26 protein-coding genes are annotated in these 25,769 nt (G+C 64.2%); 16 read left to right on the top strand and 10 right to left on the bottom strand.

Annotated elements, in window-relative coordinates:
- Window positions 1-93: 93 nt before the first annotated feature.
- Complete coding sequence (locus tag XH81_RS18250; RefSeq protein WP_028142096.1) at window positions 94-591, bottom strand: pilus assembly protein N-terminal domain-containing protein; 498 nt, start codon at window positions 589-591, stop codon at window positions 94-96.
- A 150-nt stretch (window positions 592-741) separates the two neighbouring features.
- Window positions 742-1,569, bottom strand: coding sequence for a sterol desaturase family protein (locus tag XH81_RS18245; protein ID WP_028142097.1), 828 nt, complete (start codon window positions 1,567-1,569; stop codon window positions 742-744).
- 269 nt (window positions 1,570-1,838) lie between these two features.
- On the opposite strand from XH81_RS18245, the gene XH81_RS18240 reads away from it, so the two are divergent.
- From XH81_RS18240 to XH81_RS18195, 10 genes are all read left to right on the top strand, one after another.
- Window positions 1,839-2,003 carry a Flp family type IVb pilin gene (locus XH81_RS18240; protein WP_007599783.1) on the top strand — a complete coding sequence of 55 codons (165 nt, stop codon included), beginning with the start codon at window positions 1,839-1,841 and terminating at the stop codon, window positions 2,001-2,003.
- Window positions 2,004-2,074: 71 nt separating this feature from the next.
- Window positions 2,075-2,221, top strand: a complete 147-nt coding sequence (locus tag XH81_RS18235; RefSeq protein WP_162832269.1) for a hypothetical protein — start codon at window positions 2,075-2,077, stop codon at window positions 2,219-2,221.
- 123 nt (window positions 2,222-2,344) lie between these two features.
- On the top strand, window positions 2,345-2,869 hold the full coding sequence (locus XH81_RS18230) for an A24 family peptidase (RefSeq protein ID WP_271596317.1): 525 nt from the start codon (window positions 2,345-2,347) through the stop codon (window positions 2,867-2,869).
- Between the two features lie 128 nt (window positions 2,870-2,997).
- Entirely contained in the window at window positions 2,998-3,795 is a 798-nt protein-coding gene (gene cpaB, locus XH81_RS18225) for a Flp pilus assembly protein CpaB (RefSeq protein WP_028142099.1), read from the top strand.
- Window positions 3,796-3,806: 11 nt separating this feature from the next.
- Window positions 3,807-5,282, top strand: coding sequence for a type II and III secretion system protein family protein (locus tag XH81_RS18220; RefSeq protein WP_028142100.1), 1,476 nt, complete (start codon window positions 3,807-3,809; stop codon window positions 5,280-5,282).
- A 20-nt stretch (window positions 5,283-5,302) separates the two neighbouring features.
- The gene (locus XH81_RS18215; RefSeq protein ID WP_028142101.1) at window positions 5,303-6,037 is read left to right on the top strand and encodes a CpaD family pilus assembly protein; all 735 of its coding nucleotides are present in this window, start codon (window positions 5,303-5,305) and stop codon (window positions 6,035-6,037) included.
- Window positions 6,034-7,302 carry an AAA family ATPase gene (locus XH81_RS18210; protein WP_028142102.1) on the top strand — a complete coding sequence of 423 codons (1,269 nt, stop codon included), beginning with the start codon at window positions 6,034-6,036 and terminating at the stop codon, window positions 7,300-7,302. The genes XH81_RS18215 and XH81_RS18210 overlap by 4 nt, the downstream gene beginning before the upstream one ends.
- A 21-nt stretch (window positions 7,303-7,323) precedes the next feature.
- A complete protein-coding gene (locus tag XH81_RS18205) occupies window positions 7,324-8,793 on the top strand; it encodes a CpaF family protein (RefSeq protein WP_028142103.1) in 1,470 nt (489 codons plus the stop codon).
- A gap of 10 nt (window positions 8,794-8,803) precedes the next feature.
- Complete coding sequence (locus XH81_RS18200) at window positions 8,804-9,781, top strand: type II secretion system F family protein (protein WP_028142104.1); 978 nt, start codon at window positions 8,804-8,806, stop codon at window positions 9,779-9,781.
- Window positions 9,782-9,790: 9 nt separating this feature from the next.
- A complete protein-coding gene (locus tag XH81_RS18195; RefSeq protein WP_028142105.1) occupies window positions 9,791-10,765 on the top strand; it encodes a type II secretion system F family protein in 975 nt (324 codons plus the stop codon).
- Between the two features lie 75 nt (window positions 10,766-10,840).
- On the opposite strand, the gene XH81_RS18190 is transcribed toward XH81_RS18195, so the two are convergent.
- Together XH81_RS18190 and XH81_RS18185 are read right to left on the bottom strand one after the other, a co-directional pair.
- Window positions 10,841-11,668, bottom strand: a complete 828-nt coding sequence (locus tag XH81_RS18190; RefSeq protein ID WP_028142106.1) for a tetratricopeptide repeat protein — start codon at window positions 11,666-11,668, stop codon at window positions 10,841-10,843.
- A gap of 234 nt (window positions 11,669-11,902) precedes the next feature.
- Window positions 11,903-12,106, bottom strand: a complete 204-nt coding sequence (locus XH81_RS18185; protein WP_018318792.1) for a hypothetical protein — start codon at window positions 12,104-12,106, stop codon at window positions 11,903-11,905.
- A 200-nt stretch (window positions 12,107-12,306) separates the two neighbouring features.
- Here XH81_RS18185 and XH81_RS18180 point away from each other — a divergent pair, with 200 nt between their 5' ends.
- The 4 genes from XH81_RS18180 to XH81_RS18165 all read left to right on the top strand — a co-directional run bounded on the left by XH81_RS18180 (window position 12,307) and on the right by XH81_RS18165 (window position 15,260).
- Window positions 12,307-13,680, top strand: a complete 1,374-nt coding sequence (locus XH81_RS18180; protein WP_028142107.1) for a leucyl aminopeptidase family protein — start codon at window positions 12,307-12,309, stop codon at window positions 13,678-13,680.
- Window positions 13,673-14,515: a C40 family peptidase gene (locus tag XH81_RS18175; RefSeq protein WP_028142108.1), complete on the top strand. Its 843-nt coding sequence runs from the start codon at window positions 13,673-13,675 to the stop codon at window positions 14,513-14,515. Before XH81_RS18180 ends, XH81_RS18175 begins: the two co-directional genes overlap by 8 nt.
- Before the next feature lie 199 nt (window positions 14,516-14,714).
- Window positions 14,715-14,996: a hypothetical protein gene (locus tag XH81_RS18170; protein WP_028142109.1), complete on the top strand. Its 282-nt coding sequence runs from the start codon at window positions 14,715-14,717 to the stop codon at window positions 14,994-14,996.
- 36 nt (window positions 14,997-15,032) lie between these two features.
- Window positions 15,033-15,260: a hypothetical protein gene (locus tag XH81_RS18165; protein ID WP_028142110.1), complete on the top strand. Its 228-nt coding sequence runs from the start codon at window positions 15,033-15,035 to the stop codon at window positions 15,258-15,260.
- An 80-nt stretch (window positions 15,261-15,340) separates the two neighbouring features.
- Here XH81_RS18165 and XH81_RS18160 read toward each other — a convergent pair whose 3' ends face one another.
- The 6 genes from XH81_RS18160 to XH81_RS18135 all read right to left on the bottom strand — a co-directional run bounded on the left by XH81_RS18160 (window position 15,341) and on the right by XH81_RS18135 (window position 23,842).
- A complete protein-coding gene (locus XH81_RS18160; RefSeq protein WP_028142111.1) occupies window positions 15,341-16,978 on the bottom strand; it encodes an ABC transporter ATP-binding protein in 1,638 nt (545 codons plus the stop codon).
- A 4-nt stretch (window positions 16,979-16,982) separates the two neighbouring features.
- On the bottom strand, window positions 16,983-18,161 hold the full coding sequence (locus tag XH81_RS18155; RefSeq protein WP_028142112.1) for an ABC transporter permease: 1,179 nt from the start codon (window positions 18,159-18,161) through the stop codon (window positions 16,983-16,985).
- Window positions 18,161-19,270 (bottom strand): microcin C ABC transporter permease YejB, encoded by a 1,110-nt coding sequence (locus tag XH81_RS18150; RefSeq protein WP_028142113.1) that lies wholly within the window; start codon window positions 19,268-19,270, stop codon window positions 18,161-18,163. Before XH81_RS18150 ends, XH81_RS18155 begins: the two co-directional genes overlap by 1 nt.
- A 2-nt stretch (window positions 19,271-19,272) precedes the next feature.
- Window positions 19,273-21,159: an extracellular solute-binding protein gene (locus tag XH81_RS18145; RefSeq protein WP_028142114.1), complete on the bottom strand. Its 1,887-nt coding sequence runs from the start codon at window positions 21,157-21,159 to the stop codon at window positions 19,273-19,275.
- Between the two features lie 14 nt (window positions 21,160-21,173).
- Complete coding sequence (locus XH81_RS18140) at window positions 21,174-23,075, bottom strand: extracellular solute-binding protein (protein WP_028142115.1); 1,902 nt, start codon at window positions 23,073-23,075, stop codon at window positions 21,174-21,176.
- 212 nt (window positions 23,076-23,287) lie between these two features.
- Entirely contained in the window at window positions 23,288-23,842 is a 555-nt protein-coding gene (locus XH81_RS18135; protein ID WP_028142116.1) for a c-type cytochrome, read from the bottom strand.
- Window positions 23,843-24,076: 234 nt separating this feature from the next.
- Here XH81_RS18135 and XH81_RS18130 point away from each other — a divergent pair, with 234 nt between their 5' ends.
- Window positions 24,077-24,817: a 3-deoxy-manno-octulosonate cytidylyltransferase gene (locus XH81_RS18130; RefSeq protein WP_028142117.1), complete on the top strand. Its 741-nt coding sequence runs from the start codon at window positions 24,077-24,079 to the stop codon at window positions 24,815-24,817.
- Window positions 24,818-24,856: 39 nt separating this feature from the next.
- Window positions 24,857-25,717 (top strand): prephenate dehydratase, encoded by an 861-nt coding sequence (locus XH81_RS18125; protein WP_028142118.1) that lies wholly within the window; start codon window positions 24,857-24,859, stop codon window positions 25,715-25,717.
- Window positions 25,718-25,769: the final 52 nt, after the last annotated feature.

Genomic DNA, 25,769 nt, shown 5'->3' with positions numbered 1-25,769 from the left:
CGGAAAGCGCGGCGGGCGCGCAGAGCCCTCTGGCTCGCATCTGCAAAGCGGTCTGGCAGGATACTGTCCGGGCAAACCCGCCGATCGGTGCCGCTAGTTGGACTTGGACGGACCGCCACCACCACCGCTGGCGCTGGCGCTCAGCGAGCCGGCCTGGCTCATCGTGTTGTTGAAGTAGGTGTCGCTGTCGCCGAGCGTCACGCGACGCTGGCAAAGCGGCACGCAGCTGTAGGACTCGCGCTCGATCCCGCGATAGACGGTGACGAGCCGGTCGCTCGGACCTTCGACCTGGATCTGGCGATCGACCAGAATCTCGCCGGCCCGGTCGAGCGCGATGAAATTGGTGGCACCATAGCCCTTGCCGGTCACGACGATCATGCCGCCGGGCTGGAGCGTGACGTCGGCGATCAGGGGATTGCCGACCACGATGGTCGCCACCTTGCCGGGCAGCCGCACCAGCTTGGCCTGGTCGACATTGACAGCGATGGTGTCGGCGGTGGGGTCGGCAAGGCCGGCAGCCGGCGATGCCAGCACCGCGGCCGCAACCAGAAGACAAACGCGCGCCCGACGGCGCAGCAATTCTTTACGCATACTCTTACCCCCGGGACGTCACAAACCGGCAGAAGCGACTCGATAGAGCAGAGCCAGTGCCCGACCCGGCTAACCTGCCCTTAATTCGTGAACGTTCCGCAAACTCGCCGACTATTGTTTGAACAGACTGGCGTTTTACCGCCTTCGAGGCTAGCGGCGGAATGGATAGGCGAACTGGCCCGCGATCTCCTTAGGCATGGTCGCTTCGTCCTTGCCGTAATCCTGCGGCAGTTTACCCTCGGGCATACGGAAGGTGCCGAACAGAACGTCCCAGATCGGGAACGTGCCGGCAAAATTGGTGTCGCCGCCCTCCTCGAGCGAGGTGTGGTGCCAGCGGTGGAACACCGGCGTCGCCAACAAATATCTGAACGGCCCGAAGCTCCAGTTCAGGTTGGCGTGCACGAAGGCCGAATGGAAGGTCGTGAACGGGGCGAGCCAGACCATCGCGTTCGGGGAAATGCCGGCCATCAGCAGCACGACGTCGACGCCGATGGTGCCGAGCACGAGATTGACGGGATGGAAGCGGGCCGCCGAAATCCAGCTTATCTCCTCCGAGGAGTGATGGATCGCGTGGTACTTCCAGAACCCGCCGCCGTGGAACAGCCGGTGCAGCCAGTACAGCATGAAGTCGGACAGGACCAGGAACAATACGGCCTGGACCCAGAGCGGCATCAACGACAGCGGGCCGTGGCCATTGTCGTAGAAGGCGATGAGTTCGTCGGCGTCGTGGATGTTGAAGACGAGGCTCGCGCCGACGATCAGAAGTCCGATCCGCATCGTGCGGGCGAACACCGGAACGAAGAACCAGTAGCAGATGTCGGTGACGATCTCGCGCTTGCGCCACCACGGCGCGCCGGCATTGCAGGCCCAGAAATGCTCGAGCACGGTGAAGACCGCCGCGAGTGCGAAGGTGACGGGGATCACCTTGACGATGGTCTCGCCGAGCATCAGGGCGACTTGCATGGGCAGGCTCGACATCGTCGCCTCTCTTGCGAATTCCAGCTCAGTTACGCCTACGCCGCTAAATTTAAGGGAGCGTGAAGCCGGTGCTGCGCCGACGGTACATCTGGAACCGGAACGAATTACAGGCGCCGCCTTAAGACGAAATTCACTCTGGGCCAAAGCATCGCGCCGCAAGCGGGTTTGCCCGATCGAATTAACTCTACCGAAAGAGCTCGGCTCTCATGGTCATCGGGTCAAAGACGGCGCCGAACGAGGCGATCCCCACCCCAGATGGAGTTATGTTCATGAAGAACTTGATTGCACGTTTCGCGAAGGATGAATCCGGCGCCACCGCCATCGAATACGGTCTGATCGCCGCCGGCATCGCGCTGGCCATCATCACCGTCGTCAACAACCTCGGCACCACGCTGAACGCCAAGTTCACCTCGATCAGCAGCTCGCTGAAGTAAGCGACCGACGAACGACGGCAAAAGCCCCGGATCTCCGGGGCCTTTGTTTTTCCGAAGACGGCGAGTTTCCAGTGGCGTTGCGTAAGTACAGAACCGATGCCGCGATCGCGGCAAACGAGACGGCGGCGGCTCAGGCCGGCTCGCCGGTCTATTGGGTCTGCCTTGCGCTGCTGCTTGCGACGGCCGCGCTCGCCGTGCGCATTGCCAGCCTCTGGTAACGACGCGTTCCGCGGTTTCAGCCGCGTGGGTCGCTTGCTGCCGTTGTCGGTTTGTTTAGCACTGCCGGCTAGCATCGCCCGACGCCCAATTCCCGCGGCAAACCCAGGCCTCAAGACGCAGCCATGATCCTCGACCTTGCGCGCCTTCTGCTCTTTCCGGCCCTGATGGCGTTTGCAGCCGCGAGCGATCTCTTCACGATGACGATCTCGAACCGCGTGTCGCTGGCGCTGGTCGCTGGCTTCTTCGCACTTGCCCTCGCCGGTGGCATGGCACCTTACGAGATGCTCAGTCATGTCGGCGCCGGCGCGCTTCTTTTGGTCATCGCCTTCACCTGTTTTGCGATGGGCTGGGTCGGCGGCGGCGACGCCAAGGTCGCGGCCTCCGTCGCACTCTGGTTCGGCTTCGCACAACTGATAAACTTCCTGCTCTACGCCTCGCTGTTCGGCGGGGCGCTGACGCTGCTCCTGCTCCAGTTCCGGCAATGGCCGCTGCCCTACGGGCTGGCGGGCCAGGCCTGGCTCGCCCGGCTGCATGCCAAGGAGAGCGGCATCCCCTACGGCATCGCGCTCGCACTGAGTGCGCTGATGGTCTACCCGGAGACCGAATGGGTGAAGGCGATTGATCTCGCTCACCTCGCGCTGCGCTGAACGCACCGGGTAAACCCGGCGTTAAGGCGATTTAGATACGCCTCATTAACCATGCTTTGACGAATAGCTGGTCAACTGCCGATTACGGCGGCGTCAGCGTCGCGGCGTTTTGTTGGAAAGTGAAGCGTATGAATAGGGCACGCATTGTCGTCCTGGCGGTCGCCATCTGCGCCGGCGGTGTCGCCGCGTACCTGGCGAGCGGCTCGGACAATTCTGCGCCGCCTCCGGCGCCGGTCGCGCAGCTTCCGACCGTCGACGTCCTCGTGGCCAAGAACGACATCGGCCTCGGCCAGACCGTGAAGCCGGAAGATCTGCAATGGCAGACCTGGCCGGCCGCGACCGCCAGCGCCACCTTCATCCGCCGCAACGAGCGTCCCGAGGGCGTGACCCAGGTGACCGGTTCGATCGCGCGCGCCCCCTTCATTCAGGGTGAGCCGATCCGCGACCAGAAGCTGGTCAAGGCCGAGGGCTCCGGATTCATGGCGGCCATCCTGCCCAGCGGCATGCGGGCCATCTCGACCGAAATCTCGCCGGAGACCGGCGCAGGCGGCTTCATCCTGCCCAATGACCGCGTCGACGTCCTGCTCACGCGCCGCCTCAAGAACCCGGACCAGGCCTCCGGGGGCCAGGACGTCGTCACGTCCGAGATCATCCTGGTCAATGTGCGCGTCCTCGCCATCGACCAGGCCCCGAAGGAGAAGGACGGCCAGAACGCCGTGGTCGGCAAGACCGTGACCCTGGAACTCACTTCCGCACAGACCCAGGCGCTTTCTTCGGCCCGTCAGGCCGGAACGCTCTCGCTGGCGCTGCGCAGCATTGCCGACGTCAAGATGAGCGAGATCACGCTCGACGAATCCGCCCAGAAGCGCGACGGCGTCTCGATCATTCGCTACGGCATTCCGAGCTCGACGGCGAAAGCACGATGAGGACAGGCGACATGAAATGCAGGGCAGATATAGCGACGATGCGAACCTCATTGGTCCGCGCCCTGTCGTTCTCGGCCGCCTTCGCGCTGGCATTCAACCCGGTGCTGACCCCCGTGGTCGCCGCCGACTATCGCCCCGGCGCGCCGGCCGCTGCCGACGGTCAGATGAACGCCCGCTTCCTCTCGCTCGGCATCGGCAAGTCCGTGGTGATCGACCTTCCGCGCGACATCAAGGACGTGCTGGTCGCTGACCCCAAGATCGCCAATGCGGTGGTCCGCTCGGCGCAGCGCGCCTACATCATCGGCGCCGCGCTCGGCCAGACCAACATCGTGTTCTTCGATTCTGCAGGCCAGCAGATCGCGGCCTATGACATCGCCGTCAAGCGCGACCTCAACGGTGTGCGGGCGGCGCTGAAGCAGGTCCTGCCGCATTCAGACATCCAGATCGACGGACTCGGCGACGGCATCGTCCTGACCGGCACGGCGGCGAACCCGATGGAAGCGCAGCAGGCCAACGACCTCGCCGCGCGCCTGGCCGGCGGCGCCGACAAGGTGGTGAACTCGATCGTGGTCCGCGGCCGCGACCAGGTCATGCTCAAGGTGACGGTGGCCGAAGTCCAGCGCAACATCGTCAAGCAGCTCGGCATCGACCTGACCGCGAACCTCAACTACGGCACGTCGGTGGTGAGCTTCTCCAACTCGAATCCGTTCACCGCTCTCGGCCACAACCTCGTGGACGGCAACAATCTGACCACGAAGTTCGGCGCGGCGCCGTCGGTGCAGGCCACCCTGCGCGCGATGGAAACCGCTGGCGTGATCCGCACGCTGGCCGAACCGAACCTGACCGCGATCTCCGGTGAATCGGCAACGTTCATCGCCGGCGGCGAATTCCCGGTGCCGGCGGGCTATGCGTGCGATCCCACCACGCATGTCTGTACCACCCAGATCAGCTTCAAGAAGTTCGGCATCTCGCTCAACTTCACCCCCGTGGTGCTGAGCGAAGGCAAGATCAGCCTGCGGGTGATGACCGAGGTCTCGGAGCTGTCGAACGAGAATGCGATCACGCTGTCGCAGGCCGTGACCTCGACGTCGGTGAACTCGGTGACGGTGCCCTCGATCAGGACCCGCCGTGCCGAGACCTCGCTGGAAATTCCCTCCGGCGGCGCGATGGCGATGGCCGGCCTGATCCAGCAGCAGACCAAGCAGGCAGTCAGCGGATTGCCGGGACTGATGCAGCTCCCGGTCCTCGGCACGCTGTTCCGCAGCCGCGACTTCGTCAACAACGCGACCGAGCTGGTCGTGATCGTGACGCCCTACGTCGTTCGCGCGGTGGCGCCAAAGGACCTGTCGCGGCCGGATGACGGCTTCGCCCCGCCTGCGGATCCACAGGCCCAGCTGCTCGGCAATATCAACCGCATCTACGGCGTGCCCGGCCGGACCGAGCCGGCCAAGAACTACCGCGGCACCTACGGCTTCATCACCGACTGAGGCGGAACGGGGACTTCACGATGATCACAAGACCACCCCAGCTTCGCAAACGCGCCATCCGTCTCGGTGGCGCGCTCATCGGCATGGCGCTCGCGCTCGGCGGGTGCCAGCATGACGAAGCCGTCACGGCCTCCATTCCCGACGACTACAAGCAGCGCCATCCGATCGCGATCGAGGAGCAAAATCGTTCGATCGTCGTCTTCGTCGGCCATGCCCGCGGCGGATTGACCGCCGCCCAGCGCGCGGACGTGATGGGTGTCGCATCGGCATGGTTGCACGAAGGCACGGGCGCCATCCGTATCGACGTGCCGTCCGGCACGCCCAATGCGCGTCCGGTCGCGGACACGATGCGTGAAATCCAGGCGATGCTGGCGGGAGCAGGCGTTCCGCCGCGCGGCGTCAATGTTCGGCCCTACCAGCCGGAAGACAAGCGCTTCCTGCCGCCGATCCGGCTCACTTATTCCAAGATCGCCGCGGTCGCGGGTCCCTGCGGCCTGTGGCCGGAAGACGTCGGCCCTTCGATGAAGAACAAGAGGTGGTTCGAGAACAAGGACTACTACAATTACGGCTGCGCCTATCAGCGCAACCTCGCGGCGATGGTCGACAATCCGTCGGACCTCGAGCAGCCGCGGCCTGAAACTCCGTCCTACACGCCGCGGCGCATCACCGCTCTCGAGAAGTATCGCAAGGGTGTCACGACGACGACCACCTATCCCGAGGCCGACAAGGCCAAACTCAGCGACACCGGCAAATGATCAGCTACGCTCGCCAGATACACGAAGAGCAGCCGGACGCAGCTCCTCCGCCAGTCGAGGAGCATATTGCGCCCGCGCCGCGCGTCTCGGTCCAGGCCTTCTGCGAGACCGTGGAGACTGCTGCTGCGGTCCAGTCGGCCGGCGAAGACCGCCGTCTCGGCAAGGCCCATCTGAAGATCCAGATGGGGGGCATGGCCGCTGCAACCGAGGCCTACCGCTCGGCCCCGACGCCGAACGTCATCGTGCTCGAAAGCGACGGACGCAACGACCTGCTGGGCGGGCTCGACCAGCTCGCCACCGTCTGCGACGCCGGCACCCGCGTGGTCGTGATCGGCCGCATCAACGACGTCACACTCTACCGTGAGCTGGTGCGACGCGGTGTCAGCGACTACGTGCTCGCGCCGGTCGGCGCGATCGATGTCGTGCGCTCGATCTGCAACCTGTTTTCCGCACCGGAAGCCAAGGCGGTCGGCCGCATCATCGCCGTGGTCGGCGCCAAGGGCGGCGTCGGGGCTTCGACCATCTCCCATAATGTCGCCTGGGCGATCGCGCGCGACCTCGCCATGGACGCCGTCGTCGCCGATCTCGACCTCGCCTTCGGCACCGCCGGGCTCGACTACAACCAGGACCCGCCGCAGGGCATTGCCGACGCCGTGTTCTCGCCCGATCGCGTCGACACCGCCTTCATCGACCGCCTGCTGTCGAAATGCACCGACCATCTCAGCCTGCTGGCGGCGCCGGCGACGCTCGACCGGGTCTATGATTTCGGCACCGACGCCTTCGACGCCGTGTTCGACACCCTGCGGTCCACCATGCCCTGCATCGTGCTCGACATACCGCATCAATGGTCGGGCTGGACCAAGCGCGCCCTGATCGGAGCGGACGACATCCTGATCGTGGCCGCGCCCGACCTCGCCAATTTGCGCAATACCAAGAACCTGTTCGATCTGTTGAAGGCCGCGCGCCCCAACGACCGGCCACCGCTCTACTGCCTGAACCAGGTCGGCGTGCCGAAACGCCCCGAAATCGCCGCCGCGGAGTTCGCCAAGGCGATCGAGAGCCAGCCGATCGTCTCGATCCCGTTCGAGCCGCAGATCTTCGGCTCGGCCGCCAACAACGGCCAGATGATCGCGGAGATCTCCGCCAACCACAAGTCGATCGAGATGTTTCTTCAGATCGCCCAGCGCCTGACCGGCCGCAGCGAGACCAAGAAACAAAAGTCGTCCCTGCTTTCACCCCTGATTGACAAGTTGCGGGGAAAATAAGCCGCCGCATGGAGTTGTTAAGTGTTCGGTAAGCGTAGCGGAACAGACACCGACCTTCGGGCGCCCAAGCCCGGCGCCGTGTCGCCCGAGCCTGCCCAGGCTCCGGCGCCGACGGTGTCGCGCGCCCCGCCTCCGCCGGCCGTCGCCTCGCCGCCGCTTGCGCCTGCCAAGGCGCCGCCGCCTCCGGCCATGGAGAGCCGGCGGTCGGACAATTATTACGAGGTCAAGGCGACCATCTTCGGCGCGCTGATCGAGGCGATCGACCTCGCCCAGCTCGCCAAGCTCGATTCGGAGTCCGCGCGCGAGGAAATCCGCGACATCGTCAACGAGATCATCGCGATCAAGAACATCGTGATGTCGATCGCCGAGCAGGAGGAACTGCTCGACGACATCTGCAACGACGTTCTCGGCTACGGCCCGCTCGAGCCGCTGCTGTCGCGCGACGACATCGCCGACATCATGGTCAACGGCGCCAACACCGTCTACATCGAAGTCGCCGGCAAGATCCAGCGCACGGGAATTCGCTTCCGCGACAACCAGCAGCTCCTCAACATCTGCCAGCGCATCGTCAGCCAGGTCGGCCGGCGCGTCGACGAATCCTCGCCGATCTGCGACGCGCGCCTCGCCGACGGCTCCCGCGTCAACGCCATCGTGCCGCCGCTGTCGATCGACGGCCCCACGCTCACCATCCGCAAATTCAAGAAGGACAAGCTGACGCTCGATCAGCTGGTCAAGTTCGGCGCGATCTCGCCGGAAGGCGCCGAAATCCTCCAGATCATCGGTCGCGTCCGCTGCAACGTGCTGATCTCCGGCGGCACCGGCTCCGGCAAGACCACGCTGCTCAACTGCCTGACCAACTATATCGAGCATGACGAGCGCGTCATCACCTGCGAGGACGCCGCCGAGCTCCAGCTCCAGCAGCCTCACGTGGTGCGGCTGGAAACCCGACCGCCCAACATCGAAGGCGAAGGCCAGATCACCATGCGCGAGCTGGTGCGCAACTGCCTGCGTATGCGCCCCGAGCGCATCATCGTCGGCGAGGTTCGCGGACCCGAGGCATTCGACCTGCTCCAGGCCATGAACACCGGCCATGACGGATCGATGGGCACGCTGCACGCCAACAACCCGCGCGAAGCCCTGTCGCGCTGCGAATCCATGATCACGATGGGAGGCTTCTCGCTTCCCTCACGCACCATCCGCGAGATGATCTGCGCCTCCATCGACGTTATCGTCCAGGCTGCGCGCCTGCGCGACGGCTCGCGCCGCATCACCCACATCACCGAGGTGATGGGCATGGAAGGCGACACCATCATCACCCAGGACATCTTCCTCTACGACATGATCGGCGAGGACGCCAACGGCAAGATCATCGGCCGGCACCGCTCGACCGGCATCGGCCGTCCGAAATTCTGGGAACGCGCCCGCTATTACGGCGACGAGAAGCGCCTTGCCGCTGCGCTGGACGCGGCGGAAGTCGCGCCGAAGACGTGAGCAGTTCAGCATGAACATGCAGGTCCTCGCCCTCGCATTCCTTGCCACCGCAGCGGTCGGCGGCATCGCCTGGGTCTTCCTCTATCCGCTGCTGTCCGGGGAACGAAAGGCCGAAAGCCGCCGCGCTTCGATCTCCCGCGCCGAGGCGCCCACGGCCCGCCAGGCCGAGAAGACCCAGCGCTCGCGCCGCGAGCAGGTCGAGACCACGCTGAAGGATCTCGAGGCGCGACGCCTGCAGGAGAAGAGCGCTCCGCTCCCCGTCCGCCTGTCGCAGGCGGGGCTCGATTGGACGCCGCAGAAGTTCTGGATCGTCTCCGCCGCCGTGGCGGGCGCGTTCTTCGCAGCCGCTCTGTTCGCCGGCGGCGGCCTGATCGGTGCTGCCGGCCTCGCCTTTGCCGGCGGCTTCGGCCTGCCGCGCTGGGCACTGGGCTTCCTGAAAAAGCGCCGCGAGGCCAAGTTCCTGGCGGCACTGCCCGATGCGGTCGACGTGATCGTCCGCGGCATCAAGGCAGGCCTGCCCTTGTTCGAATCGATCAAGGTCGTCGCGGCCGACGCGCCCGAGCCGCTGCGCAGCGAGTTTCTGGCGATCATCGAGACCCAGGCGATCGGCATGCCGCTCGGCGAGGCCTGCTCGCGGCTCTATGATCGCATGCCGTTGCCGGAGGCCAACTTCTTCGGCATCGTCATCTCGATCCAACAGAAATCCGGCGGCAACCTCTCCGAAGCGCTCGGCAACCTTTCCAAGGTGCTGCGCGACCGCAAGAAGATGAGGGAAAAGATCCAGGCCATGTCGATGGAAGCCAAGGCCTCGGCCGGCATCATCGGCTCGCTGCCGCCGATCGTGATGTTCCTCGTCTATCTCACGACGCCACATTACATCTCGGTGCTGTGGACCCATCCCACCGGCCAGCTCATGCTGGTCGGCTGCGTCGTCTGGATGGCGGTCGGCATCATGGTGATGAAGAAGATGATCAATTTCGATTTCTGACGGTGCAGTATGGTCCAGTTTCTCGTCGCGAAACTACATGACGTCCACTTCATGACCATGATGCTGGCGGCCATTGCCGCCAGCGCCACCGTCTATACGCTGGTGATGCCCCTGTTCGCCGGCGAGGGCCTCTCCAAGCGCATGAAGGCGGTGGCAAGCGAGCGCGAGCGCATCCGGCAGCGCGAGCGTGAGCGCCTTCACAAGAATGAAAAGGTCACGCTGCGCCAGACGCCGAAGCAGCTCGTCTCCAAGGTCGTCGAGGACTTCAACCTCACCAAATGGCTCGCGCAGGAAGCTGCGCGCGACAAGCTGATCATGGCGGGTTACCGCGGTCAGGCGCCCTACATCACCTTCCTGTTTGCCCGCATGGTCGCGCCGATGGTGCTCTTCATCGGCTCGGTCGTCTACGTCTTCTTGATCGCGCATCTGCAGCAGGCCATGCCGATCAAGATCGGCATCTGCATCGGCGCCGCCTATCTCGGCCTCCAGGCGCCGATGCTGTTCCTCAGGAATGCGATCTCCAAGCGCCAGCTCTCGATCAAGCGCGCCTTTCCCGACGCGCTCGACCTGCTTCTGATCTGCATCGAATCCGGCATGTCAGTCGAGATGGCGTTCCGGAAGGTCGCCACCGAGATCGTGGGGCAGTCGATCGCGCTGTCGGAGGAGTTCACGCTGACCACGGCCGAATTATCCTATCTGCAGGATCGCAAGGTCGCTTACGAGAACTTGGCGCGGCGCACCGGACTCGAGGGGGTCAAATCGGTCTGTCTCGCGCTTCAGCAGGCGGAGCGTTACGGCACCCCGCTCGGACATTCCCTGCGCGTCATGGCGCAGGAAAATCGCGACATGCGCATGAACGAGGCTGAAAAGAAGGCTGCCGCCCTGCCGCCGAAGCTGACCGTGCCGATGATCCTGTTCTTCCTGCCCGTGCTGTTCGTGGTCATTCTCGGACCGACCGGCATCAAGATCTCCGAGATGCAATGACGCGGGACCCGGGCCGCGCATGCGGCTCGCGGGCAGCTTTCAGGATGAGACGATAGAAGAGACGATCAGCTCTGATCAGTCGGGTTGGCTGAGCGAGGCCACCGGCGTCCGCTTCGGTGCGCCGCGGGGAGCGTCGCTGCGGCTGAGCATCTCCTTGAGATAGGCGACGTTGGCCGCGGCCTGATCCGGTGGCAGATCTGCCTTTACGATGGTCTCGGCTTCGGCGAAGCGGCCCTGCAGACCGACGACAAGGCCGAGATTCTGCCGCACCCGGATGCTCGCACGCGGCGAGGCGTAGGCCTGCCGCAGCGCCTCTTCGGCCTTCGGAAGGTCTCTCGACAACATGTAGGACAGGCCGAGATTGGAGAGCACACCGGGATCACCCGGTGCGATCTTGAGCGCGCTCGCGTAGTAGGAACGCGCTTCCTCGTGGCGGCCCATCTGGTCCAGTGCGGTGCCCTGCACCGAGAGCAGGCGCCAGTCCGGATTGTCAGGCGAATGCGCTTTCGACAGCACATCGTAGGCCTGCTGGAAATTGCCGTTGTCGGCGAGGGCGCGGCCATATTGGGCGAGCAGCGCCTTGTTGCCGGGATTGGCGATGGTCGCCTGCTCGAGCACCGCAGCGGCCTGGGCACGCTGACCGTTGGCGCGCAGCGCCTGACCGTAGGCGAGCGCGGCATCGGCGTCCTTGGGATTGGCGCGGTAGCGCTCGCCATAGACCTCGACGGCGCGCACCGGATCTGCGGTCGCGCGATCGGTGGGAGCCGCTTCCGCCCGTGGCCCGACCGAGCCCGTCACGTCGGAGAGTTTCGACATGGCCGTGCAGCCGCCGAGGCCCATGGCCACCGCCGCGACCAGCGAGGTGGACGCAAGAAGCCGGGCAAGACTGAACCGTAGACGCATGACGCTTTGACTCTCGAGCCGATTGATCGAGCCGAACGCGCCAGCAATAGACTGTTAACCCTAACGGCCGGTTAACACGGCCCCCGGGCCGTGCTCTCGTCGATACTCCCGCTCGCAAGCGTCGTCAGGCTTGAGCGGTTGCAATCCAGCAGCAGGTCGAGGCCGCGCTCTCGGGAACGGCAGCCCTCAACACGAGATACGAGATCCGTGCGACGACGTTTTCGTCTTGCCCGATCAATATTCGATGGCAAGCCGTTTGCGGATTTCGTCGACGCGCCTGTCGAGCGCATCGAACCGCGCGTGGACGGAGCGGTCGTGGAGATAGAAGACGTAACCGCCGGCAAGGAACGCGAAGATCCAATGGTGGTGCTCGACATAGCCGAAAATCGCCTCGATGGCCTCGCCAATGAATGTGACCACGCTCCACACAAATTCCATTGCATTTCCTCCCGGCGCGCTTTGTCGTCGGTCGCCTGATCTCCAACTCTGGCGACCGTTGCCGGAACCTAGCATGCCCCCCTCGCCGCGAGTAGCGGCTCGCTGAACGGTGACAGCAAAGCCGATTGCAGCCGCGGCGAAACTCTGCGAAGTCTCATCCATTCGCATGACCCGTTTGATCTGACGATCCGGACCCGCCAATGCCTTCTGTCTTCGAGACGTCACCCGCCGCCATCCCGATCACCTTCGTCACCAAATCGAGCTGGGATCAGGTCGCCGAGGCGCTGCCGCCGCAGCAACGCGCGTTCGCCGCGGCATGCGCCTTTGCCGCCAAGCCGGGTGCCTATCTGGCGCTGCCTGCGCCCGACGGCGCAATCGCACAGGTGCTGTTCGGCCTCGAGGACGAGGGGGCGAGATCGCGCGACCTGTTCCGGCCCGGCGCCCTGCCCGGCCTGCTGCCGCCGGGGATCTATCGCTTTGCCAATGCACCCCACGATGCACGGCTGGCGGCGCTCGCCTTTGCGATCGGGCGCTACCGCTTCGCGCGGTACCGCAAGGCTGACAGGCCCGACGTCCGGCTGGTGCCGCCCGATGGCGTCGATGCGGCCGAGATCGAGCGGATCGCTGATGCGGCGATGCTCGCGCGCGACCTCATCAACACGCCCTCCAACGACATGGGGCCGGCGGAGCTGGCTGCCGCCGCGCAAGACCTCGCCGCAGAGTTCGGCGCAAGCTTCGCCTGCACCGTCGGCGATGATCTGGAGAAGAACTTCCCGCTGATCCACGCCGTCGGCATGGCCTCGAACCGCGCGCCGCGGCTGATCGACATCGGCTGGGGCGATCCCGATCATCCCAAGGTGACGCTGGTCGGCAAGGGCGTCTGCTTCGACACCGGCGGGCTCGATTTGAAGCCGTCGAGCGGCATGCTGATCATGAAGAAGGACATGGGCGGCGCGGCCAACGTCCTCGCGCTGGCGCGCATGGTGATGGATGCGAAGCTGAAGGTGCGGCTGCGCGTGCTGATTCCGGCGGTGGAGAACGCGGTCGCCGGCAACGCCTTCCGCCCGCTCGACATCTTTACTTCGCGCAAGGGCATCACGGTGGAGATCGGCAATACGGATGCGGAGGGCCGGCTGGTGCTCGCCGACGCGCTGGCGCTGGCTGATGAGGAAAAGCCCGATCTGCTGATCGATCTGGGCACGCTGACCGGTGCCGCGCGTGTCGCGCTGGGACCGGATTTGCCGCCCTTTTACACCAATGATGAGAGCCTTGCCGCCGACCTATCGCGCTGCGCGATGCAGGAGAACGATCCGTTGTGGCGCATGCCGTTGTGGCCGCCTTACGATTCCTGGCTGGACTCCAAGACCGCTACCATCACCAACGCACCATCAGGCGGCTTTGCCGGCTCGATCACCTGCGCGCTGTTCCTGCAGCGCTTCGTCGATCAGGCGAAGAGCTGGCTGCATGTCGACATCTACGGCTGGACGCCGTCGGCAAAGCCGGCACGTCCCGAAGGCGGCGAGTGCCAGGCCGCACGCGCCATCTACACCTTGCTGAGCGAGCGCTATGCATGATCCGCGAATAACCCCGGCGCGGGGCGACCTCGCCGCGAAATATCTCGAAGGCAAGGTCGAGGCTGATCGCTTCGTCACCGGCGAGGAATTCGAGGTGGTCGATCCGGTCGCGCCGGTGCGCGAGCAGCCGTCGTCGGGCGCGATGCTGATGACGGAGGCGCTGCGCGGCGAACGCGTCACGGTCTACGACCGCAACGGCGAGGGCTGGGCGTGGGGCCAGCTCAATGGCGATGGCTATGTCGGCTGGCTGCCGGATGCAGCGCTCATGAAACCCTCGGCGACGCCGACCCATGTGGTCAGCGCGCTGCGGACGTTCGCCTTCCCCGGTCCCTCGATCAAGCTGCCGCCGGCCGATACGCTCGTGATGGGATCCAGGCTGGCTGTGGCGCGCGAGGACGGCAGCTTCGCCGTGACGCGCGATGGACAATATTTGCCCAAGGCCCATCTCGCCCCGCTCGATCATCGCGAGCCGGATTTCGTGACGGTCGCCGAACGCTTCGCCGGCACGCCCTATCTCTGGGGCGGCAAAAGCAGTTTCGGCATCGATTGCTCCGGCCTCGTCCAGGTGTCGCTGACATCAGCGGGCATCGGCTGCCCACGCGACAGCGACATGCAGCAGGCGGGGCTCGGCCGCGCGCTGGAGCCGCATGAGCGCAGCAGCTTGCTGCGCGGCGATCTCATTTTCTGGAAGGGCCATGTCGCCATCGTCCGCGATGGCAGCACGATGGTTCACGCCAACGCGCATCACATGGCGACGGTGATCGAGGCGATCGAGCCTGCGATTGCGCGGATCAGGCAGGCCGGCAGCGAGGTCGTCGCGATCAAGCGGCTTTAGGGCCGTGGATCGCGGGGATCATACCCGATCTTTGTTCTCGGCATCCGAACAGGTTTCGGACGCGGTTGCTGACGGAACCTGCGCATTGGCACCGGAAGTATGGTTTACCTTGCGGCGCAGCTACGGAACAACGTTACATCTGAGGAGATTTGCGGAACGAAACGCGGCGCCAGTCTTTCTCTGGCTTTAGGAGGTGCCCATGAGTTCTCAAGCCAGAGAAGGCGCGTGTGCGTTCGCTTGGCGAAACTATTTGCTGCTCCACAGCGGCATCAGCGAGAACGACGACAGGCGTTCCGCCCTCTACAGCTACATCTCCAATCTTCGCGGTACCGGCGAGGATGATTTCGATCTCCTGCAGATAGCCGCGGTCGCCTACTTGAAAAAGCTCGATGAATTGCATGACGACCAATGCGCGCGCCGCGCGGCAGATGAACTTCTGGCCGAGCGTTTGGAAGCAAGCAGTTCGCAACAGGACAGATAGCTTAGGTCATAACACCAGAGCGAAGGAGCGAACAGCATGGCAGACGACACCAATGCAAACCGTTTCGTGCGCGACCCTCAACGGCGCATCGCCGCAGCGACAGCAATCGGCATGAATGCCTTGAAGCCGATGATGCACTTCCAGGTCTCAATGCTGAGGATGTGGGCCGATAGTATCGAGAGGCTCGAGGCCAATTACGACAAGAAGCTGGAAGACACTGCGGCCACACTCGAGGAAGCGCCAGACAAGGAACGCGCCGCGTAACATCAAGGCGGGCTGCCCCGTGCAGCCTGCTCCGGCGAAACGCTCAGGGCGCCGCAATGTCGCGCGTCTGGAATGACGCGCTACGTCGCCACCGACCCGTTGCCCGCCGTCTCCAGCCGGAACGCCGCCGCGAACAGCGCGCGCGTGTATTCGGTCTTCGGGTTCTTGAACAGCTGGGCGGCCTGCCCCTCCTCGACGACCTTGCCGCCGCGCATCACGATCAGATGGCTCGCAAGCGAAGCGACGACGCGCAGATCGTGCGAGATGAACATGTAGGTGAGCTCGCGCTTGCGCTGGAGCTCGCGCAACAGATCGACCATCTGCGCCTGGAACAGCATGTCGAGCGCGCTGGTCGGCTCGTCCAGCACGACGAAATCCGGCTCCAGCACGACCGCCCGCGCGATACTGATGCGCTGGCGCTGGCCGCCGGAGAATTCATGGGGATAGCGGTGGCGGGTGTCAGGCTTCAGCCCGACGTCCTCCAGCGCCTTGACGACGCGCGCCTCGCGCTCTTCGTGCGACAGCTTCGGCTGATGCACCGAGAGACCTTCGGCGATGATGTCGGCGACCGACATGCGCGGTGAGAGCGAGCCGAACGGGTCCTGGAACACGATCTGCATGTCGCGCCGGAACGGCCGCATCTCCTTGAAGCGCAGGCCCTGGATGTCGTTCCCCAAGAACACGATACGCCCGTTTGAGGAGATCAGCCGCAGCAGCGCCAGCCCCAGCGTGGTCTTGCCCGAGCCTGACTCGCCGACCACACCGAGCGTCTCGCCCTTGCGCACGGCGATGCTGACGCCGTCGACCGCCTTGATGTGGCCGACGGTCTTGCGCATCAAGCCGCGCTTGATCGGAAACCAGACCTTCAGGTCGTTGGCGGACATCACCAACGGCGCATCCGGCTGCGGCGGCGCCGGATCGGGCTTCGGCTCCGCCGCGAGCAGGTCGCGCGTGTAGGGATGCTTCGGGCCCTTGAAGACTTGCTCGACCGGCCCCTGCTCGACGATCTCGCCGCTCTTCATGACACAGACGGTGTCGGCGATGCGGCGCACGATGCCGAGATCGTGGGTGATGAAGAGCAGGCTCATGCCGAGCCGCGATCGGATCTCGGCGAGCAGCGCCAGGATCTGCGCCTGCACCGTGACGTCGAGCGCCGTCGTCGGCTCGTCCGCGATCAACAGATCCGGCTCGTTGGCGAGCGCCATCGCGATCATCACACGCTGGCGCTGACCGCCGGAGAGCTGATGCGGATAGCTCTTCAGCCGCGTCTCGGGTTCGGGAATGCCGACCTGCGTCAGCAATTCCAGCGTTCGCCGGCGCGCCTCGGCATTGCTGGTCGGATTGTGCAGCTGGATGATCTCGCCGATCTGCGCCTCGATCGTGTGCAGCGGATTGAGCGAGGTCATCGGCTCCTGGAAGATGATGGAGATGTCGCTGCCGCGAATCTCCCGCATCTGCTGCTCGGAGCGGTCGATCAGTTCCTGCCCCTTGAAGCGGATGCTGCCCGAGGGATGCGAGGCGTTCGGATAGGGCAACAGCTTGAGGATCGAGAGCGCACTGACGGACTTGCCGGAGCCGGATTCGCCGACCAGCGCCAGGCATTCGCCGCGCTTGATCTGGAACGAGACCTTGTCGACCGCGAGCGTGGTGGTGCCGCCCTGGTGGAAGGCCACCGAGAGGTCGCGAACGGCAAGCAGGGGCTGGTTGATCGCGTCCATCGGCTTACCTGAACGTCTTGCGCGGATCGAAGGCGTCGCGCACGGCTTCGCCGATGAAGATCAGGAGCGACAGCATGCTCGCGACCGAGAAGAAGCCGGAAAAGCCGAGCCAGGGGGCCTGCACATTGGCCTTGGCCTGCGACAGCAATTCGCCGAGCGAAGGCGATCCCGGCGGCAGGCCGAAGCCCAGGAAGTCGAGCGCCGTCAGCGTCATCACCGAACTCGACACGATGAAGGGCAGGAACGTCATGGTCGCGACCATCGCGTTCGGCAGCAGGTGGCGGAACATGATGACGGGGTTGGAGACGCCGAGCGCCCGCGCCGCCTGGATGTATTCGAAGTTGCGTCCGCGCAGGAACTCGGCCCGCACCAGACCGACCAGCGAGACCCAGGAGAACAGCAGGAGGATGCCGAGCAGCACGAAGAAGCCGGGCACGAGCACCGAGGACAGGATCAGGAGAAGATAGAGCGAGGGAATCGCCGTCCAGATCTCGATGAAGCGCTGGAAGATGAGATCGACCCGCCCGCCGAAATATCCCTGCACCGCTCCTGCTGCGATGCCGATGACGGACGAGACGATGGTGAGGCAAAGGCCGAACAGCACCGAGATGCGGAAGCCGTAAATCAGCCGCGCGACCACGTCGCGCCCCTGATCGTCCGTCCCCAGCCAGTTGTATTCGAGGTCGCGGCAGCTCTTCAGCCCCTTCTTCTCCACCACCGGCTTGCATTGCGCTTCCGTCAGCATCCAGGTCGGCTTCGACGGCGCCGGCGTCGGCAGGTCGAGATTGTGGGTGTCGTAGGAATAGCGGATCAGGGGCCAGACGATGGTGCCGTTCTTGTCCTTGATCAGCTTCTGCAAATAGGGATCGCGATAGTCGGCCGCGGTTTCGAAGTCGCCGCCGAAGGTGGTTTCCGAATAGGTCACGAAAGCGGGCCAATAGAGCCGGCCGTCGAACTTGATCAGGAAAGGCCGATCGTTGGCGATCAGCTCCGCAAACAGCGAGACCACGAACAGGATGATGAAGATCCAGAACGACCAGTAGCCGCGGCGGTTGGCCTTGAAGTTCTGCCAACGCCGCCTGTTGAGCGGCGAAGGCGCGAAGGGCTTGCGCGTGATCGGAACGACCTCGCCCAGCGGGGACTGGGTCGTGGTCTCGATCGGCGTCGGCGCGGTAATCGTCATCAGACCTCCCGCGCCTCGAAATCGATCCGTGGGTCGATCCACATATAGGTCAGGTCGGAGACCAGATTGATCACGAGGCCGACCAACGAAAAGATGTAGAGCGTGCCGAACACCACGGGATAGTCGCGATTGAGCACGCTCTCGAAGCTGAGCAGCCCAAGCCCGTCCAGCGAGAAGATGGTCTCGATCAGAAGCGAGCCTGAAAAGAAGGCGTGGATGAACGTCCCTGGGAAGCCCGCGATCACGATCAGCATCGCATTGCGGAAGACATGGCCGTAAAGCACCCGGCCCTCGCCGCAGCCCTTGGCGCGCGCAGTCATGACGTATTGCTTGCGGATCTCGTCCAGGAACGAGTTCTTGGTCAGGAACGTCATGGTCGTAAAGGCACCGAGCCCCATGGCGATCAGCGGCAGCGTCAGATGCCAGAAATAATCGATGATCTTCCAGTACCAGGGAAACTGCGACCAACCGTCCGAGGTCAGTCCGCGCAGCGGAAACCAGTTGAAGAAGGAGCCGCCGGCAAACAGGATGATGAGGAGGATTGCGAACAGAAAGCCTGGAATGGCATAGCCCAGGACGAGAACGGTCGATGTCCAGGTGTCGAAGCGCGTGCCGTCCTTCACCGCCTTGCGGATGCCGAGCGGGATCGAGATCAGATAGGTGATCAGCGTCAGCCAGAGACCGAGCGAGATCGAGACCGGCAGCTTCTCCTTGATCAGTTGCAGAACGCTGACGTCGCGGAAATAGCTCTTGCCGAAATCGAAGCGGGCAAAGTTCCAAACCATCAGCGCGAAGCGTTCCGGCGCCGGCTTGTCGAAGCCGAACTGTGCCTCGAGCTTCTTGATGAAGTCGGGATCAAGGCCCTGCGCGCCGCGATATTTCGAGTTGATGGCATCGCCGCCAGCCCCGACCTGCCCGGGCGCGCGCTGCGCAAAATCGCTGCCGCCCGAAATGCGCGAGGTGCCGCCGGTGTCGGCCCCCGAGAGCTGCGCGATCACGCGCTCGACCGGGCCGCCGGGCGCGAACTGCACGACGACGAAGGAGACGAACAGGATTCCGAGCAATGTCGGGATCATCAGGAGGATGCGGCGGGCGATATAGGCACTCATGGCTATTTCGCCTGCTCGAGCTTGGCCGCCTTGGCGCGGTCGGACCACCAGATGTCGGGAGCGCCGACGCCATTGGCGTAGCGCGGCAGCTTCTGGGAATGGCTGAACTGATCCCAGTACGCGAGCCGGTGCGTCTTGTTATACCATTGCGGCACCCAATAGCGGCCGGCGCGGAACAAGCGGTCAAAGGCACGGCAGGCGACAGTCAATTCCTCGCGGCTCTCGGCTGCCATGATCTTCTCGATCATGGCGTCGATCGCCGGGCTGGCGACGCCCGCGAGATTGTACGAGCCCTTGGTTGCCGCGACTTGCGACGAGAAGAACGCCCGCATGGCATCGCCGGGCGTTGCCGACATACTGAAGCGCTGGATCGTCATGTCGAAGTCGAAATCTTCCACGCGCGCGCGATATTGCACGGCATCGACGAGGCGGAGGCTCGCCTCGATGCCGAGCGTCCCCAAATTCTTGATATACGGCGCGTGATGCGGCTGGAGCGAGGGCTCCTCCGCCAGGAATTCAATCTTGAACACCTCTCCGCTCGGCAGCATTCGCTTGCCATCCTTGATCGGAAAGCCGGCTTCGTTGAGCAGCTGCTGCGACTTGCGCAAGAGAGCTCGGTCCTGCCCCGATCCATCGGAAACCGGAGGCGCGAAGGGCGCAGCGAACACCTCGTCGGGAACCTGACCACGGAATGGCTCGAGCAGCTTCAGCTCTTCCGGCGACGGAGGTCCGTTGCCCGCCATGAGATCGGAGTTCTGGAACGGCGACACCGTACGGGCATAGGCACCGTACATGATGGTCTTGTTGGTCCATTCGAAGTCGAAAGCGTCGATCAGGGCCTCGCGCACGCGGGGATCCCTGAATTTCTCGCGCCGCGTGTTGATGAACCAGCCCTGCGCACCGGACGGCGTGTCGTCGGGCACGATCTCGAGCTTGACGCGACCGTCCTTCACGGCCGCGAAGTCGTATCGCGTCGCCCAGATGCGTGAGGTGAACTCTTCCCGGTAGAGATAGTTCTTGCCGGTAAATCCTTCGAAAGCGACGTCGCGGTCGCGATAGAACTCATAGCGCACGACATCGAAATTATAGGTACCGCGGCAGGGCGGCAGATCGGCGGCCCACCAGTCCTTCACCCGCTCATACTCGATATAGCGATTGACCTCGAACTTGCCGACCTTGTACGGACCCGAGCCCAGCGGGATCTCCAGAGACGATTCATCGAACGGGCGAGACGCATAGTACGCCTTCGAGAAGATCGGCAGGCTGGCGGCATAGAGCGGCACGTCGCGCGCCCGCCCCTTGGCAAAGGTGACGACGAGCGTTGCATCGTCGGCCGCCTCTGCGCTGACCATGTCGCGCAGCTGCACCAGGATCAGGGGATGTCCCTTGGTCTTCAGCGTCATCAGCGAAAACGCCGCATCCTGCGCGGTGAGCTTCGTGCCGTCGTGGAATTTCGCCTCCGGACGCATCGTGAAGCGGTAGACCAGCTTGTCCGGCGATATTTGAACGGATTTGGCGGCAAGCCCGTACATCGCATCAGGCTCGTCGCTTGCGCGCACCATCAGCGGCGCGAAGGTCATGTCCATGCCTTGCGCGCCGTCCCCCTTCAGGATGAAGGCGTTGAGCGAGTTGAAGGTCTGGTAGGATTGGTTGTAGGCGCGCACCGACGGAATGAGCGAGAACGTGCCGCCCTTCGGCGCATCGACGTTGACGTAGTCGAAATGGTGGAAGTCGGCGGGATATTTGAGATCGCCGAACGCCGAGATGCCGTGAGCTTCGATCCCCGCTTCCGATGCATGCGCTCCGCGCCACGGCTGCGCGCCCAGCGACATCCCGAGGGTGCCGCCGACACCGAGGGCCAGCACGTGGCGGCGTGACATCTGCGTCATGCGGGGAATGTCCTTCACGACTTCTTTGCGATCCGCGCCGCCTTCTCTGCGTCGTACCACCAGATGAACGGGAAGCCGGATTGGCCGTATTTGGGCATTTCCGTCGGCCGGCCGAAGCGATCCCAGCGTGCCGTACGCACCTTGTTATAAGTCCATTGCGGCACGACATAATGATTCCACAGCAGCACGCGGTCGAGTGCCTTGGTGGCCGCGACGAGATCGTCGCGATCGGCGGCGTAGATCACCCGCTCGATCAGCTTGTCGATTGCGGGATTCTTGATGCCCGCAATGTTGCGCGAGCCGGCGATGTCAGCCGTCTTGGACGACCAGAACTCGCGCTGCTCATTGCCTGGCGACTGCGACTCGCCCCACGAGTTTGTGACGATGTCGAAATCCCACTCGCGCGTCCTGTTCTCGTACTGGGTCGGGTCGACCGTCCGCACGTTGACGGCAATGCCGAGCCGCTCCAGGGACGGCTTGTAGAACAGCGTGATCCGCTCGAAGCTCGGATCCGAGTTCAGCAGTTCGAGCGTGAACTGGACGCCGGTCTTGACGTCGGTCAGCTTGCGGTCGCGCACCTCGTAGCCGGCCTCCTTGAACAGGCGGAGCGCCTCGCGCAGATTATCGCGCACGGCTTCCGGATTGCCGCCGACCGGATTGGTGTAGGCCGTGGTGAAGACTTCGGGCGGCACCTGGGTGCGGACGGTCTCGAGGATCTCAAACTCCTTGCCCTGCGGCAAGCCGGTCGCCATGAGTTCGTCGATGCCGTCGAAATAGCTGTTGATGCGCTTGTACTGGCCGTAGAAGATCTGCTTGTTCATCTCCTCGAAGTCGAACGCGTAGTTGAGCGCGCGCCGCACGCGCGGGTCGCTGAACTTGCCGCGGCGCAGGTTCGGCACGAACGCCTGCATCACGCCCGAGCTGCGATTGGCGAACTCCTCGAGGATCACGCGCTTTTCGCTCACGGCCGGGAAGTCGTAGGCGGTCGCCCAGTTCTTCGCGCTGTTCTCGGTGCGCCAATCGACCTGGTCGGCCTTGAAGGCCTCGATCGCGACGGTGGCGTCGCGGAAATATTCGTAGCGCAGCTCGTCGAAATTGTTGCGGCCGACATTGGAGGCGAGGTCGCGGCCCCAATAGTCCTTGACGCGCTCCAGCGCGATCGACCGTCCCGCAACGAAGTCCTTGACCCTGTAGGGGCCAGAACCGAGCGGGACTTCAAGCGTGGTGGCGGACACGTCGCGCTTGCGGCCCTGCGCGTCGGTCCCTTCCCACCAATGCTTCGGCAGGACTGTGAGTTGCCCGACGATCTGCGGCAGTTCGCGGTTGCCCGGCGCGTCGAATACGAATTTCACCTCGCGCTCGCCGAGCTTCTCGGCCTTCACCACATGGCTGTAATAGGCCGAGTACATCGGGTGGTGCTTCTTGAAGGAATCGAGCGAGAAGATCACGTCATCCGCGGTAACGGGCTTGCCGTCGTGCCATTTGGCCTCCGGCCGCAAACGATAGGTGACGAAGGAAAAATCGTCCGGATGGCTGACGGCCTCGGCGAGCGCGCCGTACTCGGTCGAGACTTCGTCGAGCGAGGGCGTCGTGAGGGATTCGTAGATGAATGCGACGGCGCCGGCGACCTGCCCCTTCACGCCCGACACGACGATATTGAAATTGTCGAAGGTGCCGACCGCGATCTGGCGCGCGACGCCGCCTTTGGGCGCTTCAGGATTGACGTAGTCGAAGCGCGTGAAGTCGGCGGGGTACTTGACCTTTCCGAACAGCGACAAAGCATGGCGCCAAGGAAGCTCATTCGCCGATTGCGCCTCGGCACGGCCGACGACGGAAAGGCCCGCTACGGAACCGAGGGCGGGGAGCGCTGCGGCCGCAGTGCCGGTGAGCAGGAGATCGCGTCGGGTTATGGCCAAATCAATAGTCCTGTCTTGAAGGAGGCTACTCCTTTAAGGTCCCAATATAGGCGAGGTTTCGACCGAATATGTTGCTTTTTCCTCATCTTGGAAGGCCGGGCGGCCTGTCTGATGCGGCCAAACGCCCCGATAAACTCGCCGCGAGGCCCGGATAAGCAAACGGCCAGGCTTTTCAGCCTGGCCGCATATTCCAAGATCGGGTTCTTGAGGCCTTACTTCGACGCGGTCGGCAGCGGCTGAGGATGCTCCGACAGCGAGTTCAGATAGGCAATGACGTCGGCGCGCTCGGAATCCTTGGCAATGCCGGCGAAGCCCATCGCGGTGCCCGGGATGAAGCCCTTCGGATTGGCGATGAACTTGTTGAGGTCGTCGAACGTCCAGGTACCGCCCTTGCCCTTCATGGCAGCGGAGAAGTTGAAGCCGCCGCGGCCCTCACCCCTCTTCTCGCCGACGACGCCATAGAGATTCGGACCGACGCGATTCGGGCCACCCTTCTCGAAGGTGTGGCAGGCGCCGCACTTCTTGGCGGCGGAGGCGCCCTTTTCGACGGAGGCGGTCTGGAGCAACTTTTCGATCGGCTCGGAGGCCGCGGCGGCAGCGCCGCCTTCCTTGCCGTGGCCGGCATCTTCCTTCACGGCGATCTCGAAACCCGGCTTCTCGAGCGGCTTCGGCGTGAACAGCGCGTTGGCGGTGAAGCTCGTCACCAGCAGAAGGAGACAGGTGCCGAGCACTGCACCGAGAATCTTGTTGAGTTCGAAAGAGTCCATTTCCGGCCAGGCCCCACACCGCAAGAAGAATCGAGCGGCCGGGCGGCCGCCAGGACGAGCCTCGGGAGAATCAAGCGTTCCCTATCGTTTCCCCGAGTTTTGCCATTGAGATATCGGTTTGCCCGGGGTCTGGCAACCCGTATAAGCGACCCGGCTTTCGGGCCGTCCCCACCCTATTTCCCGGCGCGGAAAACGCCCCGTTTCCAGGCCCTTGACCCCAGACCTTTGAACCCGATGATCGATCCCCGCATCCTGGTGCTGATCCCGGCCCGTATGGCCGCCACCCGCCTGCCCGGCAAGCCACTCGCCGATATCGCGGGATTGCCGATGATCGTGCACGTGCTGCGCCGCGCCGAGGCCGCCGGGATAGGCAGGGTCGCGGTCGCGACCGATACGCCCGAGATCGCTTCGGTCGTGACGGCCCATGGCGGCGAGGCCGTGATGACCAGCCCCACACACCCCTCCGGCTCCGACCGCATCCACGAGGCCATGCAGAAGCTCGATCCGGACGGCAAGGCCGAGATCGTGGTCAATCTGCAGGGGGATTTTCCGACGATCACGATCGACAACATCCGCGAGGTGCTGCCGCCGCTGCAGGACCCGGCCGTGGACATCGCGACACTGGCCTCGCAGATCCACACCGAGGAGGAGGATCTCGCCCCGAGCGTCGTGAAGGCGATCGGAACCTCGCTCGGCGGCAAGCGCATGCGTGCACTTTATTTCACCCGCGCGACCGCGCCGACCGGCGACGGACCGCGTTACCACCATATCGGCCTCTATGCCTATCGCCGCGCCGCGCTGGAGCGTTACGTTTCGCTGCCGCCCTCGCCGCTGGAATTGCAGGAGAAGCTCGAACAGCTCCGGGCGCTCGAGGCCGGAATGCGCATCGACTTCACCATCGTCGACACCGTACCGCGTGGGGTCGACACGCCGGCGGACCTGGAAACCGCCCGCAGCATCCTTTCCAAATCCTGAGCCGCTGTTACAAGGCCGACCCAGGAGCACTTTTAAGACATGAGCAAGATGAAGATCGCATTCCAGGGCGAGCCCGGGGCCAATTCCCACATCGCCATCGTCGAGGCCTATCCCGACGCCGAGCCGATGCCCTGCGCCACCTTCGAGGACGCGCTGTCGGCGATCTCCTCCGGCGAGGCCGATCTCGGCATGATCCCGATCGAGAATTCGGTCGCGGGCCGTGTTGCCGATATCCATCACCTCTTGCCGGCCTCCGGCCTTTTCATCATCGGTGAATGGTTCTTGCCGGTCCGGCATCAGCTGATGGCGGTGAAGGGCACCAAGCTCGACGACATCAAGAGCGTTGAGAGCCATGTGCATGCGCTCGGCCAATGCCGGCGCATCATCCGCAAGCTCGGCGTCAAGCCGATCGTGCATGCCGACACTGCCGGCAGCGCTCGCGACATCTCCGAGCGCAAGGACAAGACGGTGGCCGCGATCGCCTCCCGCCTCGCCGCCAAGATCTACGGCCTCGACATCCTCGCGGAGGACATCGAGGACGAGGCGCACAACACCACCCGCTTCGTGGTGCTGGCGCGCGAGCCGAAATGGGCCGCCCAAGGCTCCGGCCCGCTGGTCACGACTTTTGTGTTCCGGGTGCGCAATTTGCCGGCCGCGCTCTACAAGGCGCTCGGCGGCTTTGCCACCAACGGCGTCAACATGACCAAGCTCGAAAGCTACATGGTCGACGGCAATTTCTTCGCCACGCAGTTTTATGCCGACGTCGACGGCCACCCCGAGGACAAGGGCCTCGCCTTCGCGATCGAGGAGCTGAAATTCTTCTCGCGCGAATTCCGCATCGTCGGCGTGTATCCCGGCCACCCCTTCCGCGCCACGTTCAGCGAAGCGCAGCAGGATTAGTCGCGTGTCCCGGACGCGCGAAGCGCGAGCCGGACCCAGAAAGTTGCGATCT

Source organism: Bradyrhizobium sp. CCBAU 25360, from assembly GCF_028128695.1.
GTDB classification, from domain to species: Bacteria; Pseudomonadota; Alphaproteobacteria; order Rhizobiales; family Xanthobacteraceae; genus Bradyrhizobium; species Bradyrhizobium ottawaense.
Note: the sequence above shows the minus strand (reverse complement) of the source record. Positions and strands in the feature narration are given on the sequence as shown.

Bases quoted from the DNA above. Each gene is read 5' to 3' on its own strand.
- XH81_RS18220 (WP_028142100.1), top strand. From the start codon at position 3,807: ATGAAATGCAGGGCAGATATAGCGACGATGCGAACCTCATTGGTCCGC.
- XH81_RS18230 (WP_271596317.1), top strand. From the start codon at position 2,345: ATGATCCTCGACCTTGCGCGCCTTCTGCTCTTTCCGGCCCTGATGGCG.
- XH81_RS18250 (WP_028142096.1), bottom strand. From the start codon at position 591: ATGCGTAAAGAATTGCTGCGCCGTCGGGCGCGCGTTTGTCTTCTGGTT.
- XH81_RS18215 (WP_028142101.1), top strand. From the start codon at position 5,303: ATGATCACAAGACCACCCCAGCTTCGCAAACGCGCCATCCGTCTCGGT.
- XH81_RS18210 (WP_028142102.1), top strand. From the start codon at position 6,034: ATGATCAGCTACGCTCGCCAGATACACGAAGAGCAGCCGGACGCAGCT.
- XH81_RS18130 (WP_028142117.1), top strand. From the start codon at position 24,077: ATGATCGATCCCCGCATCCTGGTGCTGATCCCGGCCCGTATGGCCGCC.
- XH81_RS18155 (WP_028142112.1), bottom strand. From the start codon at position 18,161: ATGACGATTACCGCGCCGACGCCGATCGAGACCACGACCCAGTCCCCG.
- XH81_RS18170 (WP_028142109.1), top strand. From the start codon at position 14,715: ATGAGTTCTCAAGCCAGAGAAGGCGCGTGTGCGTTCGCTTGGCGAAAC.
- XH81_RS18150 (WP_028142113.1), bottom strand. From the start codon at position 19,270: ATGAGTGCCTATATCGCCCGCCGCATCCTCCTGATGATCCCGACATTG.
- XH81_RS18160 (WP_028142111.1), bottom strand. From the start codon at position 16,978: ATGGACGCGATCAACCAGCCCCTGCTTGCCGTTCGCGACCTCTCGGTG.
- XH81_RS18190 (WP_028142106.1), bottom strand. From the start codon at position 11,668: ATGCGTCTACGGTTCAGTCTTGCCCGGCTTCTTGCGTCCACCTCGCTG.
- XH81_RS18175 (WP_028142108.1), top strand. From the start codon at position 13,673: ATGCATGATCCGCGAATAACCCCGGCGCGGGGCGACCTCGCCGCGAAA.
- XH81_RS18165 (WP_028142110.1), top strand. From the start codon at position 15,033: ATGGCAGACGACACCAATGCAAACCGTTTCGTGCGCGACCCTCAACGG.
- XH81_RS18135 (WP_028142116.1), bottom strand. From the start codon at position 23,842: ATGGACTCTTTCGAACTCAACAAGATTCTCGGTGCAGTGCTCGGCACC.
- XH81_RS18125 (WP_028142118.1), top strand. From the start codon at position 24,857: ATGAGCAAGATGAAGATCGCATTCCAGGGCGAGCCCGGGGCCAATTCC.
- XH81_RS18200 (WP_028142104.1), top strand. From the start codon at position 8,804: ATGAACATGCAGGTCCTCGCCCTCGCATTCCTTGCCACCGCAGCGGTC.
- XH81_RS18180 (WP_028142107.1), top strand. From the start codon at position 12,307: ATGCCTTCTGTCTTCGAGACGTCACCCGCCGCCATCCCGATCACCTTC.
- XH81_RS18245 (WP_028142097.1), bottom strand. From the start codon at position 1,569: ATGTCGAGCCTGCCCATGCAAGTCGCCCTGATGCTCGGCGAGACCATC.
- cpaB (WP_028142099.1), top strand. From the start codon at position 2,998: ATGAATAGGGCACGCATTGTCGTCCTGGCGGTCGCCATCTGCGCCGGC.
- XH81_RS18185 (WP_018318792.1), bottom strand. From the start codon at position 12,106: ATGGAATTTGTGTGGAGCGTGGTCACATTCATTGGCGAGGCCATCGAG.
- XH81_RS18195 (WP_028142105.1), top strand. From the start codon at position 9,791: ATGGTCCAGTTTCTCGTCGCGAAACTACATGACGTCCACTTCATGACC.
- XH81_RS18240 (WP_007599783.1), top strand. From the start codon at position 1,839: ATGAAGAACTTGATTGCACGTTTCGCGAAGGATGAATCCGGCGCCACC.
- XH81_RS18145 (WP_028142114.1), bottom strand. From the start codon at position 21,159: ATGACGCAGATGTCACGCCGCCACGTGCTGGCCCTCGGTGTCGGCGGC.